We start from the raw sequence: 14,830 nt of genomic DNA, 5'->3' as shown, positions 1-14,830 counted from the left end.
GCCGTTTACCCCAGACTCAGCGGCGTCGAGCGCTGACGCACGCCGGTCAGTGCGAACAGCGCATTGGCGATGGCCGGCACCACGGACGGGCTGCCCAGTTCACCAACGCCGCCGGGTTTACTCGGCTCGCCGTCCAGCAAAACGATGTCGGTGGCCGGCATGTCGGACATGCGCGCCACGCGATAGTCGTGGAAGTTGCTCTGCACCACCCTGCCCTGTTTGATATCGAGCTTGTCAAACAACGCATGGCCCAGGCCCCACATCAGGCCGCCGTAGATCTGCTCCTCGACTCCGCCCGGCGACACGGCCAAACCACAATCGACCACGCAGGTGAGTTTCTCGATCCGGGCCTTGCCATCGACAGTCGTGACCCGCGCCACCACTGCGATAAAACTGGTGTAACCCTGATTGGTCGCGATCCCCAGCGCAGTGCCCGGCGGCAATGGTTGGCCCCATCCGGCGCGCTCGGCGGCCTGCTTAAGCACCGCTACATGGCGCGGTCGCTCCTGCATGTTGGCCAGGCGGAATGCCAGCGGATCGGCACCCGCCGCGTGGGCCAGTTCGTCCATGAAGCTTTCCACGGCGAACACGTTGGGAATGAAACTCACCGAGCGATACCAACCGCTGGGCACGTTGCTTTCATGCCTGACCCAATTCAGTTGCAGATGCGGCGGACGGTAGGCGAAGTCCCACGCGGTGATGGCTTCGGTGGTGCTGTAATCCATGTGATCCGGGCGCTGGAAGTAACCCGGCTCCCACTGCTCGGGGGAAGCCGGCGAAACCGCATGCAATTGCAATGCGCCGAGTTTCCCCTGAGCGTCCAGTGCACCTTTGATTCGGTTCAGCGTTGCCGGGTGATAGAAGAGCGCGTGCATTTCGTCTTCGCGGCTGTTGAGCAGCTTCACCGGTACACCGGTTTTCTGCGCCAGATAGGCCACTTCGAACAACCAGTATTTGGCCTCTCGCGCACCGAAACTGCCGCCGGAGACCAACTCATGGATGGTGACGCTGGCCTTGTCGATCCCACACACGGTTTGCGCCGCTTCCAGCGCCGAGGACGGCACCTGCACGCCGCCCCAATAGGTGATTGCCTTGTCTTTCACTTGTGCCGTGATGCAGATCGGTTCCAGCGGATTTTGCACTTTGTAGGGCATGGTGTAATCGGCTTCGAGCAGCTTCGCTGCGCCTGCCCATTGCCCGGCGACATCGCCTTGAGCCATGGCAACGACGGTTTGCGCTTGCGGATCACCGACGGCTTTGGCCTGGGCGCTGAACAACTGGTCGCTGTCGAATCCGGCCAGCGTCGAATCACTCCACCGGATGTCCAGTAGCTTGCGCCCCTCCTGCGCCGCCCAGTACGTATCGGCCAACACCGCGACACCTTCCAGATTGCCGCCCAGCACATCGGGCCGCCCGGGAATCGCGATCACTTTGCGCACGCCGGGCACCCGTAACGCTGTTGCCGAGCCCACGCTGACCACTTTCGCGCCCACCACCGGCGCACGCTGGATCACCGCCACCAGCATCCCTGGCAATTGCACGTCGATGCTGTACGTGAACTGCCCGCAGACCTTGGCTGCCGCGTCGCGTTTATGCCGTAGTTTGCCGATGTACTTGAACTGCGACGGATCCTTCAGCGTGACCTTGTCGGGTGCCGGCAGACGCGCCGCCACGCCGACAAGTTCGCCGTAACCCAGGCTGCGTTTGCTCGAGGGGTGCACTACCCGACCTTCTTCGGTGGAGCAACTCTCCAGGCTGACTTTCCACTGCCTGGCCGCTGCCGTGATCAACAGCGCCCGCGCCGTGGCACCGGCCATACGCAAGCGATCGTACTCCAGCGAAACGCTGGTGCTGCCGCCCGTGGAGAAGACCTTCCAGATCGGGTGAATGTAGGTTTCGAAGAACGGATCTTCCGGGGTGATCACCTGCACGGTCATCGGATTGACATCGAGTTCCTCGGCCACACACGCGGCCAGCGCGGTATGCGTACCGGTGCCGGAATCGTGCTTGTGCACCACCAGTTTCACCGTGCCGTCGGGCAGCACCCGCACCCAGGCATTGGGTTCGAATTCGCTGGCGGGTGCCGGGGCCTTCGGGTCAGTCGCCGCCATGCCGCTCGGCAGATACAAGGCTATCGCCAACCCGGAAGCGACCGTGACCGCTTGTTTGAGAAACACCCGGCGCGGCAGCTCCGCACAGCTATCATCGAGAAGGCTCATCAAGCCTCCTTCGGCGTATTCGCCGCGCGTTTGATGGCTTTGTTGATACGCCCGTAGGTGCCGCAGCGGCAGATGTTGCCGGACATGGCATTGCGGATCGAATCATCAGTCACTGCCGCACCGGTGCTGAGCAACGCCGCCGCCGACATGATCTGCCCCGATTGACAGTAGCCGCATTGCGGCACATCTTCGGCGACCCAGGCCAGTTGCAACGGATGGTTTTGCGTCGGCGACAAGCCTTCGATGGTGGTGATGCTGTGGCCCGCGACGGCGGCCAGCGGCAACTGGCAGGAACGCACTGCAACACCGTCCAGATGCACGGTGCAGGCACCGCACAGGCCCATGCCACAACCGAATTTGGTGCCGGTGAGTTTCAACTGATCACGCAAGACCCATAACAAGGGCATGGAGGGGGACGCCTCATCCAGCTCGCGTCGTTCGCCGTTAACCGTGAATGTAATCATTGTCAGGCTCCAAGAGAGCGGCCCGTCTTTGTGCGGGCCTGGTCACCGATTATTGGAAGCCACGGCAATCTGCGGCCAGCGACGATTTCTGCCAACCGGTGTAAGCAGGACTAACAACATGTACAAGCGATACCCGTCGGTGCAGTCCATGAGCGCGTTTATTCACGCGGCGCGCAGCGGCAGTTTTTCCAGCGCTGCGCGCAAACTCGACCTGACCCACAGCGCCATCAGCCAGCAGATCCGTGCGCTGGAGGACTTCATCGGCCAGCCGTTGTTCGTGCGTGAAGGTGGCGGCAGCAACCTTACGGACGCCGGGCAGTTGTTTGCCAGCGTGTTGTCGGACGGGCTGGCGCAGATTGATCGGGCGTTGTCCTCGGTGAAAAACCGCAGCGTGGCGCAACGCCTGACGCTGGATGTCGACAGTGAACTGGCGCAGAGCTGGCTCAATCCACGCCTGCCGCAGTTACTCGATGGACTGCCGGATTACGAGGTGACGCTGCTGTCGATGCCGCGCAGTGATCGCAGCACGTTTGAGCGGGTCGATCTGGCGTTGCGTTACGGATATGGCGATTGGGACGACTGTGAGATGACGCAAATCTGTGGCGACCGGGTGATGGCGGTGGCCTCGCCTGAGTTGCTGGAACGGCATGGATTGCAGTTGCCATTGAGTCCGGCGCAAGTGCTTGAGTTACCGTTGCTGGGGTATACGCGGCGCTCGTGGATTCCTTGGCTGGATGCTGCCGGGATGACACCGACCGAACCCACGGCACGGGTGATTTTTGATAACGCGGCGAATCTGATCGCCGCCGCCGAGGCTGGCGTCGGCGCAGGACTGGTGCGTGGATTACTGGCCGCCGATGCCTTGCGCAGCGGACGGTTGGTGACGTTGAACGAGGCGCAGATTGCGGCGCATTACAACCTGTATGCCGTGTGGCCGCAGGGCCAGGCTGAGCGCGTGGCGCCGGTGGTTGAAGTGATCAAACAGTTGGCTTTGCGTACGCTCGAGAACCCGGCCCTCACCCTAGCCCTCTCCCAGAGGTAGAGGGGACTGATTGGGGGATATTGGCGAGTAACGCCGACGTGCGATATTTGCTGTGAATCCATAATCGACTGGTTATTTCAGGTCGATGCATCGCGCAAGACACCGCGGTCGGCCCCCTCTCCCTCCGGGAGAGGGCTGGGGTGAGGGGCTTTTGATCCAGGCCCCATATCGAACGCATATCACCACCGCTCCCAATTAATATTGTACGAACCCCTCCCCCCTTTCCAATACTCGCCCTCAGCAGCCACCCACCCGGGCCGGATGCGACCAGGCGAGGGAATGCGTGCACGTTGCGCATAGAAATGGCCGATTGCCCGGGACGTGGATGCCGAGAGCCGCAAGGCTCCCTACCCCGCTATCAGGAGATCGACTTCAATGATCATCGATATCAGCTGCTATCCCACCGATCTGGTGGACCTCGCCTGGAGGCATGACGGTGACCCGTTCACCGGCGAGCGTCTGCTGGAGATGATGGATGGCCCCTACATGGTCAACGGCAAGCCTCGCCGCATCGACAAAGCCTTCATCCAGCCGCCGCAAGGCAACACCATCTACACCTGGACCGACGGCGACCTGACCGGCCGTGAATCCATCGACGCCTACATGGCCTACACCCTGAAAATGGTCCAGACCTACCCGGACCGGTTTATCGGCTGCTTCGTCTACAACCCGCGCTGCGGCGTGGAAAACGGCGTCGAGGCGATCGAGCGCTACGTCAAGGAGCACGGCTTCAAAATGGTCCAGATGCAGGCCAACATGCACGCCTATCGCCCGGACCGTGCGCTGGACTGGGTGCGCCCCTGCTTCGAGAAATGCGCCGAGCTGGGCATTCCGGTCAAGCTGCACACCGGCGACGGGCCGTACAGCATCCCGTCCGAATGGGTGCCGATGATCAAGGAGTTTCCCAACGTCGATTTCATCATGGCCCACTTCGGCGTGCAGACCGGTGGCGTCTACGTGTTTGAACCGATGCAATGGGCGATGGAATTGCCCAACGTCTACTGCGAGTCGGGCTGGTGCCTGCAATCGCGGATCGTCGAATTCGCCAAGGTCCTGCCGACGCACAAAATCCTCTTCGGCACCGACACCCCGCCGAATGAACCGGGCATGTGGCTGCGCCTGCTCGAAGTGCTGTGTCATGAGCCGCCGCAGGGCCTCAACCTCGACGAAGACACGCTCGAAGAGTATCTGGGCAACAACACCGCGCGGATGATCGGCCTTGAGCCAACCCCGCCACCGCGTTCCGTTTCCGAAGCAGAGGCGCAACTCAAGCGCCCCGTCACCACTCAACTGGCCAGGAGCTGAACCGATGATCATCGACACCCATCTGCACCCCACCAACCTGGTCGACGAGGCCTGGCGCCACACCGGCGAACCGTTCACTGGCGAGCGCATGCTCAAGTTGATGGACGGCCCGTACATGATCAACGGCAAACCACGCCGCATCGACATGGGTTTCATCCAGCCGCCACCGGGCAACACCGGTTATCGCGACGGCAACCGCCGTGGCCGTGAGGGCGTGCGCGACTACATGTCGTACATCGCCGAACTGTGCATGAAGTACCCGGATCGCTTCATCGGCAACTTCAACTTCAACCCGCGCTGGGGGCCGGAAAACGGTGCGGCGGAGCTGGAATTCCATATCAAGGAATACGGTTTCAAGATGCTCAAGCTGCACGCCAACATGCACGGCTATCGCCCGGACCGGGCGCTGGACTGGCTGCGTCCGGCGATGAAGGTCTGCGCCAAATACAACATCGTGGTGCTGATCCACACAGGCGATGGCCCGTACACGATTCCAACAATGTTTTACCCGATCATCCGCGAGTTCCCGATGGTCAATTTCATCATCGGCCATTTCGGTATCCAGACCGGCGGCAACTACTCGTTCGAAGCGTTCTGGATGGCGATGGACACGCCGAACGTGTACTGCGAATCGGGCTGGTGCTTCCAGTCACGGATCGTCGAGTTCGCCAAAGAGCTGCCGCGCAACAAGATTGTGTTCGGCACTGACTCACCGCCGAACGAACCGGGCATGTGGCTGCGTGAGCTGGAGGTGTTGTGCTCGCCAGCGCCGCAGGGTCTGGGGATCGATGAGGATCATCTGGAAGATTACCTGGGCAACAACATTGCCCGCTTGTGCGGGATCGAACCGACGCCACCGCCCAAGGATCTGGTCGAGGCCGACATACGCCTGACCACCACGTATCTCTAGCCACGCAAAACCCATTGTGGGAGCGAGCCTGATCGCGAAAGCGGTGGATCAGTCGCCATCAACATTGAATGAAAAACCGCATTCGCGAGCAGGTTCGCTCCCACAGGGGCCAGTGTTAAGACCGACACACAGCGACTTTACAGGCACGAAGATGACCCGGCGTTCGCTCGACCGGCAGGCCAACGGCTTGTCGATCGAACGCCCTCTCACCCCTGCGTGCCTGCTTTTTACGAGGTGAAACCATGACCCGTTCGACGCTCGGCGATTCTCAGGATTTTCATGTATTCATCGAGGCCTATCGCCGCGAGTACCCGGACGATGTGCTGACCATCACCCATCCGATTTCTGCCGATCAGGACGTCACTGCCCTGGTCGATGCCCTCGCCGCCCAGGGCCGCGATCCACTGCTGATCTGCGAAAACGTCGGCAACCTTGGCGTGCCGGTCGCGACCAACCTGTTCGCCTCCCGCACCCGCATCGCCCGGTTGTTCGGCGTAACCCCTGCGCAACTGCACGAAACCTTCCAGACCCGCGCCAACCAGCCAGTCCCGCCGCGCTATGTGGAAACCGGCCCGATCCTCGATGAAGTCTTCGAAAGCGAAGCGCTGGATCTGGCATGGCTGCCGATGCTCAAGCATTTCGACAGTGATCGCGGGCCGTACATCACCAACGCGATCATCATCGCCGAAGACCCGGTGACCGGCATCGCCAACATGAGTTACCACCGCTCGATGCGCCATGCCCGTCAGGCCCTCGCCACCAGTCTGCACTCACGCGGGCACCTGTGGCGGATGCTGCAAACCGCTCGTGAACGTGGCGAAGAACTGCGCGTGGCGATGGTGGTCGGCGCGCATCCATTGTTCATGCTCGCCGCTGCGGCGCGCCTGCCCTATGGCAGTGACGAACGTGCGGTGGCCGGCGGTTTGTTTGGCGCACCGCTGGAGCTGGTGAAAACCCCGCGCTATGGCATTGGTGTGCCGGCGTATGCCGAGTTTGTGCTGGAAGGCGCCATCGATCCGGCGGCCTACGCCGAGGAAGGCCCGTTCGGCGAATTCAGTGGTTACTCCTCGGATCGCTCGACCAACAATGTGCTGCGCGTCGACACCCTGCTACGGCGCAAGGACGCCTGGCTGGTCGATGTAATGGGCGGCCGCTACGCCGAGCATCTGACGCTTGCGCGCCTGCCGCGGGAAGCGGAAATGAGCGAGAAGCTCAAGGCACGTTTCCCCGCCGTCACCGCCGTGCACTACCCGAACTCCGGCACGCATTTTCATTGCTACGTGGCACTGGATCAGAGCCGCGACGGCGAGGCGCGGCAGATCATGCTGGCCCTGCTCGGCTGGGACCCGTATCTGAAAACCGTGATCGCGGTGGACAGTGATATCGACATCAGCGACGACAGCCAGGTGCTATGGGCGCTGGCCACGCACTTCCAGCCGCATCTGGATATTTTCACCATCGACGGCTTGCCCGGCAGTCCGCTCGACCCGTCGTCCTCGGTCAATGGCACCACCTCGCGGATGGGGCTGGATGCAACGCGCGGTTCCGGGTTCGACGGGATCAAGGCGCAGCTCGATCAGGACGTGCTCGAACGCGCGCGGCAACTGCTCAAGGGGCTGGAATCGTGAACCGGCAACGGATGGTGGTCGGCATCAGCGGCGCGTCCGGCTTCATCTACGGCGTGCGCCTGCTGCAATTGCTCGGCGAACTGGACATCGAAAGCCACCTGATCATCAGCCGCGCCGCGTTACTGACCATGGCCCACGAAACCGACTACAAACTGGCCGACATCATCGCCCTGGCCAGCCACTACCACCGTGCCGATGACGTCGCCGCCGGGATCGCCAGCGGTTCATTCCGTTGCCTGGGCATGGTGGTTGCGCCGTGTTCGATGCGCACATTGGCGGAGATTGCTACCGGCACTTCATCAGGGCTGATCGGCCGCGCCGCGGACGTCACCCTCAAGGAGCGCCGCACGCTGGTGCTGATGGCCCGCGAAACTCCGCTGACCCTCGCGCACCTGCGCAACATGACTGCCGTCACCGAGATGGGCGCCATCATCGCCCCGCCGGTGCCGGCCTTCTATGCCCGCCCCGACAACCTCGCGCAAATGGTCGACCACAGCCTTGGCCGGTACTCGACCTGTTCGGCCTCGATGCGGGCGTCGCCACCCGCTGGAGAGACCCCCCCGGCCCTTGTGAGAGCTGGCTTGCCAGCGATAGCAATAGGTCAGTCGGCATCACTGGTGAATGACACACCGCCATCGCTGGCAAGCCAGCTCCCACAGAAAGCGTCATCACTCATTTCATCGTGCACCGGTTTATCAATACCCAGGAGCTCTCAATGAACACCCCATTCAACGCCCCAACCCCGAACACCAAAATCCCCGTGACCATCCTCACCGGGTTCCTCGGTGCCGGTAAAACCACCCTGCTCAATTACATCCTCAAGGAAAACCACGGCCGCAAGATCGCCGTGATCGAAAACGAGTTTGGCGAAGTCGGTATCGACGGCGACCTGGTGCTGAGCTCAGAAACCGAAGAAATCTACGAGATGGTCAATGGCTGCGTGTGCTGCACCGCCGAGGTTCGCGAGGACCTGGTGCGCATCGTCCGCGAGTTGGTGGCGCGCCCGGTGCGGCTCGACCACATCCTGATCGAGACCAGCGGTCTGGCCGATCCGTACCCGGTGGCGCAGAGCTTTTTCATCAATGACCCGATTGCCGATGAAGTCGAACTCGACGCGATCGTGACCATGGTCGACGCCAAGCACATCGCCCAACATCTGGAAGACCTGCAACTGGACGGCGTCGACAATCAGGCGGTGGATCAGATTGTTTGCGCCGACCGGATCGTCATCAACAAGGTCGATCTGGTCAGCGCAGATGAAGTGGAAAGCCTGCGCAACAAGATCCGTGGACTGAATGCCACAGCGGATCTGGTGACGTCCACCCACGCGCAAATCGACCTGACGAAGATCCTCGGCATCGGCGCGTTCGAATGCACGCAAAAGCTTATGGAAATCGGCGCTGAACAGCATGACCACCACCAACATGCCCACGAGCACTCTATCGAAGAGCTGGATCACCAACATGACCCGAGCGTGTCGTCGGTGGGCATCGCCGTCGACGGCGCGGTCGATCTGATGGCGTTCCACCGCTGGATCAGCGAGCTGCGCTCATCTCAGGCCGACAACCTGTACCGCATGAAAGGTGTGCTGGCGGTGGCCAATGAAGACCAACGCTACGTGCTGCAAGGCGTGCACAGCCTAGTGGAATTCCGGGCGTCGACCGCGTGGGGCACGGAGCCCCGCTCAAGCAAGATCGTGTTCATCGGCCGCGACCTGGATCGTGCGGCGCTGAACCACGGCTTCGCCGCCTGCCTGGCAGGCTGAACAAGGCGTCGGAGCCGGTGGATGGCGGCTTCGCAGCACGAATGACTGATGCCTGTTTTTTGAACAACACAAAACCTGTGGGAGCTGGCTTGCCAGCGATAGCGGACTGTCAGTTGATGAAGAAGGTGACTGATCAACTGCCATCGCTGGCAAGCCAGCTCCCACAGGTTCCACTGTGTTCTCGAGTTAAGCGGCATCAGACGAATACCCCTCTCTACCGCATAAAAACAGCCAGAGGTGTTTCCCCATGTCGTCAGCCACATCCCCATCGCAAAGTGCTTCCACCGTCCATCCCGTCGACCAGATTCTGCCGGTGCGACAGATGCTCACACTCGGCCTGCAACACATGGCCGTCTCGTACATCGGCGCCATCGCCGTGCCGTTGATTGTCGCCAGTGCGCTGAAAATGTCCCACGCCGAAACAGTGGCGCTGATCAGCACCACGCTGTTCTGTTCCGGTATCGCCACCCTGCTGCAAACCGTCGGTTTTTGGAAATTCGGCGTGCGTTTGCCGATCCTGCAAGGCGTCGCGTTCAGCAGCGTTGGCCCGGTGATCGCCATCGGCAGTAACCCCGATGTGGGCTTTGCCGGCGTCTGCGGGGCGGTGATCGGTGCCGGGATTTTTACCATGCTGATCGCGCCCTTCGTAGGTCGATTGCGGCGATTTTTCCCGCCGGTGGTAACCGGCTGCATCGTCACGGTGATCGGTTTGCAGCTGTTCCCGATCGCCTATGAATGGGTCGGTGGCGGGCGCAATGCGAGCAACTTTGGCGCGCCGGCCTTCCTCGGCGTGGCGGTGGTGGTATTGCTGACGATTCTGCTGGTCAACCGCTATGGCAGCCCGCTGCTGCGCAACATGGCGGTGCTGGTGGGCATGCTGGTGGGCGCCGGTCTGGCCTACGGTTTGGGCATGGGCAGTTTTCACAGCGTCGAAGAAGCGCCGTGGCTGACCGTGCCCTATCCGTTCTACTTCGGTCTGCCCACGTTCAGCCTGATCCCCATTGCGACCATGGTGGTGGTGATGATCGTGCAGATGGTCGAGTCAATGGGGCTGTTCGTGGCCATCGGCGACATCGTCGAAAAACCGGTCGAAGACAAACAGGTCATCAACGGCCTGCGCGCCAACGGTCTGGCCAGCACCATCGCCGGGATGTTCGCCGCGTTCCCGTTTATTGCCTTCATGGAAAACGTCGGCCTGGTGATCCTGACCGGCGTGCGCAGCCGTTGGGTGGTCGCGGTCAGCGGCTTGCTGATGTGCTCGGTTGCCTTGGTGCCCAAGGCCGGGGCGATCATCGCGTCGATGCCGACTGCCGCACTCGGCGGTGCCGGTATCGCCATGTTCGGCGTGGTCGCGGCAGCGGGGATTCAGACCCTGGCCAAGGTCGACTACGAGCGCAATCGCTACAACGTGCTGATCGTTGGTTTCACCCTCGCCGCGGCGCTGGTGCCGGTGCTCGCGCCAACCCTGTTCAAACAATTACCAGAGTGGTCGCAGCCGTTCCTGCACAGCAGCGTGGTCATCGCCTGCCTGGTGTCGGTGCTGCTCAACGCCGCGCTGAATGGCGTCAGCGTGCCGCAAACCACTGCCGCCAAATCCGCCTCGCACATCCTTTGACTGGAGCCTGCCCATGACTCAACTTCAGAACATCCTGATCAAGAACCCGGTCGCGGTCATGACCGGCCTGCGCGGCACGCGTGCCCGAGCGGGCGCCGTGGACATCCGCGTGGTCAATGGTCGTATCGCCGAAATGGCTACCGATCTGGCAGCGCAACCCGGCGAACGGGTAATCGATGCGCGCAACTGCGTGGTTTATCCGGGCTGGATCAACACCCACCATCATCTGTTTCAGAACTTGCTCAAAGCCGTGCCCGAAGGTTTGAATCAGGACCTGCAAGGCTGGCTCGCCAGCGTGCCCTACCCGCGTTTGAACCGTTTCACCCCGCAACTGGCGCGGATCGCCGCGCGCCTGGGGATGGTCGAATTACTGCTGTCCGGCGTCACCACGTGCGCCGATCACCATTACCTCTACCACGCCCACGGCAGCACCGAGACCGGCGACTTGCTGTTCGACCTGGCGGATGAATTCGGCCTGCGTTTCGTCCTGTGTCGGGGTGGCGCACTGGAGTCGGCGAGTGCCCATCCGGGCTTCTCGAAAACCGCGTTGCAACCGGAAAGCCTCGACCAGATGGTCGGCGACATCGAGCGGTTGAAGTCGCTGTATCACCAGGACACGCCAGACGCATTGCGTCGTGTCGTGGTTGCGCCCACCACGCCGACCTTCTCGCTGCCGCCCACCCTGCTGCGCGAACTGGCCCACACCGCGCGCGGCCTCGGTCTGCGCCTGCACACGCACCTGTCGGAGACGCAGAATTACGTGAACTTCTGCCGGGAAAAATACAACTGCCTGCCCGTGGAGTTCGTCGCCGAACACGAATGGCTCGGCCCTGACGTCTGGTTTGCCCACGCCGTGCACCTACAACCCGGCGAAATCCGCATGCTCGCGCAAACCGGCACCGGCATTTCCCACTGCCCGGTGAGCAATGCACGACTGGGCAGTGGCGTCGCCCCGGTGCCGCAGATGTACGAGGCGGGCGTGCCGATCTCCCTCGGCGTCGACGGCGTCGCCTCGAACGAATCCGGGAGCATGGTCGGCGAAGCCAACACCGCATGGCTGATCCACCGCGCCGAACAAGGCGCCTCGGCGACGACAGCCGAAGATGTCATCCACTGGGGTACGGCGGGCGGCGCGCAGGTGCTGGGCCTTGGCGCCGTCGGTACGCTGGAAGTCGGCCAAGCGGCGGATCTGGTGGTCTACGGCCTCGACCACCCACGCTTCTACGGCTTCCACGACAGCGCCGTCGCACCGGTGGTGGCGGGCGAACCGATCACGGTGAAATACAGCCTGGTGGGCGGGCGGATCGTCGTCGATAACGGCGTGATTCCGGGGCTGGATATTGAACGCATGCGCACCGAGGCATGGGAGGGGGTGCAGGCGATGATGAAGGTTGACGACTGATCGAAATCCCCGTGTAGGAGCAGCCTCCGGCAGCTCCTACACGGGGTACGCATTCGCACGATACGGGTTTGTCGTCTAGGGTTAGTACCTCATCGGACAGAGCCCCTGCCAGTAACACCGGGCTCTTGATCAAGGAGAGACTGATGATGTCCCGCCGCAACATCGAACAGACCTATCGCACCTGGTCCAGTCCCATCCTGCTGGAGCTGAAAAAGCGCGAACACCAAATGAAGCCCGTCGAGCGTCAGGCGCTGGAGAACGTATTGGTGGAAAGAAGATTGCTCGACACTGGCAACCCTGAAGGCACCGAACGTCGCCAGCGCTGAGGCCGACAGCCCTTACATCAATGTTGACTGACCCAACGCCATCGCTGGCAAGCCAGCTCCCACAATGATTGGCGGTGTGTCCACACTCTGTGGTCAACATAAAACCCTGTAGGAGTGAGCCTGCTCGCGATGGCGTCGGCCCAACCAAAATTTGTGTCGCCTGACACACCGCTATCGCGAGCAGGCTCACTCCTACAATTTCCGTGGCATGGCTGAGAATTCAGCACACGCCCGAGGCCCCTGTGGGAGCTGGTTTGCCAGCGATAAGGGCTTAGGTCAATCCAGTAATCCGGCGCTTTTTAGCAAATCGCCCAATCCCTTCGGCACCAATGGCGCCTGCTCGCTGAAGCTTGAGCTGTCATGCCAGCGCACGGTAAAGGGCGCGCCGTCGCTTTCGTGGCCGTTGATCTGCGCATGGGTGTACACACCTGGATCGGCAAACGACGCGTCGTAGACCTGGACGATCTCGTGTCCCGGTTTGCCGTTATAGATGAACAGGCTTTCCAGCGTGCCAAGCAGGCGCAGGTCTTTTATCGACTGGCCCAACTCTTCCTGCACTTCGCGCACGATCGCTTCGGCGCTGGTCTCGCCGAAATCGATCCCGCCGCCGATGGGCCGAAAGCAGGTTTGCTGACTGACTGGGTCACGAAACTCGTTAACCAGAATTCTGCCGTTGTGCTGAAAAACGCAGAGTGCGAGGGCGCGGATACGCGGTTCGGCCATGGGGGGTAAATCCATTTACAGGTGTGAGGCGCGGCATTTAAACACGATTCGCGCGGCACACCTGTGACCGTCATATGAAGCACATCACCTCAGACAGGAGAAATCGTCGCGAGCATGCCAATCAAAACGGTCAGTACCAAAAACCCACCCAGAAAATACGCCATCTTGTTCATGTTGCTCTCCTTAATGCTGAGCTTGCGGTGCACTGGACGCTTCGGGATGAAGGACTGTCGCGAGTGACCGAACTGCGGGGGCAGTTTGATCCTGCATCTGAACCGAATACAGAGGCAGATTGAAACGAAAAAAGCGTATCAGATGAGATCTGATCTGTAAGAGCCCCAATACGATTGTCATAAGGCGGTATTCAAGCAGCGACAACAAGCTTGCCCTGCCGAGGCTTTGATCTAGAGTCCAAGAACAACAAAAATCCAGAGGTGCAAATGACTGATCTGAACCTGCAACCCGGTGCCGCCGAATCCCTGAACCGCTGGCACGAGATGATCCGTACCGGCGACCTGAGCGCCCTGCCCGCGCTACTTGATGCCAACGCCGTATTCCGCTCGCCGATGGCACACACGCCTTACCCTGGCGCGCAGGTCGTGGCGATGATTCTCAACACGGTGTTTGAGGTATTCGAGGATTTTGAATATCACCGCGAACTGGCGACGGCTGACGGTTTGAATGTGATTCTGGAGTTCAGTGCCAAGGTGGGCGCGAAGGAACTTAAAGGTATCGACATGATTCGCTTCGATGAGCGCGGCAAGATTGTCGAGTTCGAAGTGATGGTGCGGCCACTCAGCGGCCTGCAAGCGCTGGGCGAAGAAATGGGCCGACGGCTTGGTGCATATCTCGCCTCGGTCAAAAAATAACTTGCTTCACTCCAACTACGAGAGTTACCAAAGTTGTATTAGAGAAACTGCAACTTTGGCAACCCTCACATCCACCACTAATCGCCATCTAAAAAACAGAAGGTGTATCATTACGAGAAACTTCAGGAGAATATTTTTTTCCACATTGTCTCAAACCGGGTACCTTCAACCCCCTTGCTTAAATTGTCCATACCCCGAACCATCACATACAATCCACCGATTATTTGTATACCTTCAACCACAGTAATTTTTTCATAACTAAAATCAGGAAAGAAAACATAGTAGGTCATAATTAACCCTATAAAAAACTCGAACACTCCATAGGACATTCGAAATCTTTGCCTGTACCAATAAAGCAGCACGCCAAACACGGGCATCGCAACGAGCGTACCCCATACAGAAAACGTTTCAACAAAATCGGAGAAATTAAAGAACCCTAAGGAAGGTCTGAAGTACCCACCGATTTTTGAGGCCCTCGCTGCTTGAGGTTCAAAAAATCCAAGTCGGCCGAAAAACAGACCCTTCTTGTCTTTAATTCACGGCTCTTTCCTCTGATCGTGCT

13 protein-coding genes and 1 pseudogene are annotated in these 14,830 nt (G+C 60.6%); 11 read left to right on the top strand and 3 right to left on the bottom strand.

Translation table 11 applies throughout. The annotated features are described in order from the left end of the window. Positions 1-5: 5 nt before the first annotated feature. Together IEQ42_RS22230 and IEQ42_RS22225 are read right to left on the bottom strand one after the other, a co-directional pair. Positions 6-2,219 (bottom strand): xanthine dehydrogenase family protein molybdopterin-binding subunit, encoded by a 2,214-nt coding sequence (locus IEQ42_RS22230; RefSeq protein ID WP_210705238.1) that lies wholly within the window; start codon positions 2,217-2,219, stop codon positions 6-8. Then, a complete protein-coding gene (locus IEQ42_RS22225) occupies positions 2,219-2,683 on the bottom strand; it encodes a (2Fe-2S)-binding protein (RefSeq protein ID WP_042559642.1) in 465 nt (154 codons plus the stop codon). The genes IEQ42_RS22230 and IEQ42_RS22225 overlap by 1 nt, the downstream gene beginning before the upstream one ends. Positions 2,684-2,801: 118 nt before the next feature. Here IEQ42_RS22225 and IEQ42_RS22220 point away from each other — a divergent pair, with 118 nt between their 5' ends. The 9 genes and pseudogenes from IEQ42_RS22220 to IEQ42_RS22180 all read left to right on the top strand — a co-directional run bounded on the left by IEQ42_RS22220 (position 2,802) and on the right by IEQ42_RS22180 (position 12,676). Further along, positions 2,802-3,725, top strand: a complete 924-nt coding sequence (locus IEQ42_RS22220; RefSeq protein ID WP_210705237.1) for a LysR substrate-binding domain-containing protein — start codon at positions 2,802-2,804, stop codon at positions 3,723-3,725. Positions 3,726-4,100: 375 nt separating this feature from the next. After that, the gene (locus IEQ42_RS22215; RefSeq protein WP_042559644.1) at positions 4,101-5,030 is read left to right on the top strand and encodes an amidohydrolase family protein; all 930 of its coding nucleotides are present in this window, start codon (positions 4,101-4,103) and stop codon (positions 5,028-5,030) included. A gap of 4 nt (positions 5,031-5,034) precedes the next feature. After that, positions 5,035-5,940 (top strand): amidohydrolase family protein, encoded by a 906-nt coding sequence (locus IEQ42_RS22210; protein ID WP_034152486.1) that lies wholly within the window; start codon positions 5,035-5,037, stop codon positions 5,938-5,940. A gap of 242 nt (positions 5,941-6,182) precedes the next feature. Then, positions 6,183-7,568 (top strand): UbiD family decarboxylase, encoded by a 1,386-nt coding sequence (locus IEQ42_RS22205; protein ID WP_210705236.1) that lies wholly within the window; start codon positions 6,183-6,185, stop codon positions 7,566-7,568. 11 nt (positions 7,569-7,579) lie between these two features. Further along, positions 7,580-8,193 (top strand): annotated as a pseudogene (locus tag IEQ42_RS22200) (UbiX family flavin prenyltransferase). A 90-nt stretch (positions 8,194-8,283) separates the two neighbouring features. Further along, positions 8,284-9,333 (top strand): CobW family GTP-binding protein, encoded by a 1,050-nt coding sequence (locus IEQ42_RS22195; RefSeq protein WP_210705235.1) that lies wholly within the window; start codon positions 8,284-8,286, stop codon positions 9,331-9,333. 247 nt (positions 9,334-9,580) lie between these two features. Continuing rightward, a complete protein-coding gene (locus IEQ42_RS22190) occupies positions 9,581-10,948 on the top strand; it encodes a nucleobase:cation symporter-2 family protein (RefSeq protein WP_210705233.1) in 1,368 nt (455 codons plus the stop codon). A 13-nt stretch (positions 10,949-10,961) separates the two neighbouring features. Further along, positions 10,962-12,350, top strand: a complete 1,389-nt coding sequence (locus IEQ42_RS22185) for an amidohydrolase family protein (RefSeq protein WP_210705231.1) — start codon at positions 10,962-10,964, stop codon at positions 12,348-12,350. A gap of 143 nt (positions 12,351-12,493) precedes the next feature. After that, positions 12,494-12,676 (top strand): hypothetical protein, encoded by a 183-nt coding sequence (locus tag IEQ42_RS22180; protein WP_042559650.1) that lies wholly within the window; start codon positions 12,494-12,496, stop codon positions 12,674-12,676. 276 nt (positions 12,677-12,952) lie between these two features. Here IEQ42_RS22180 and IEQ42_RS22175 read toward each other — a convergent pair whose 3' ends face one another. Beyond that, on the bottom strand, positions 12,953-13,399 hold the full coding sequence (locus IEQ42_RS22175) for an NUDIX hydrolase (protein ID WP_210705228.1): 447 nt from the start codon (positions 13,397-13,399) through the stop codon (positions 12,953-12,955). Between the two features lie 74 nt (positions 13,400-13,473). Between IEQ42_RS22175 and IEQ42_RS22170 the strand changes: the two genes are divergently transcribed. Together IEQ42_RS22170 and IEQ42_RS22165 are read left to right on the top strand one after the other, a co-directional pair. After that, complete coding sequence (locus tag IEQ42_RS22170) at positions 13,474-13,695, top strand: hypothetical protein (RefSeq protein ID WP_210705227.1); 222 nt, start codon at positions 13,474-13,476, stop codon at positions 13,693-13,695. Positions 13,696-13,839: 144 nt separating this feature from the next. After that, on the top strand, positions 13,840-14,268 hold the full coding sequence (locus tag IEQ42_RS22165; RefSeq protein ID WP_210705225.1) for a nuclear transport factor 2 family protein: 429 nt from the start codon (positions 13,840-13,842) through the stop codon (positions 14,266-14,268). The last annotated feature ends 562 nt before the right edge of the window (positions 14,269-14,830 follow it).

This window comes from Pseudomonas iridis (assembly GCF_017980685.1).
Classification (GTDB): Bacteria; Pseudomonadota; Gammaproteobacteria; order Pseudomonadales; family Pseudomonadaceae; genus Aquipseudomonas; species Aquipseudomonas iridis.
The sequence above is the reverse complement of the archived record's forward strand: the minus strand, read 5'-3'. Positions and strand labels throughout refer to the sequence as shown.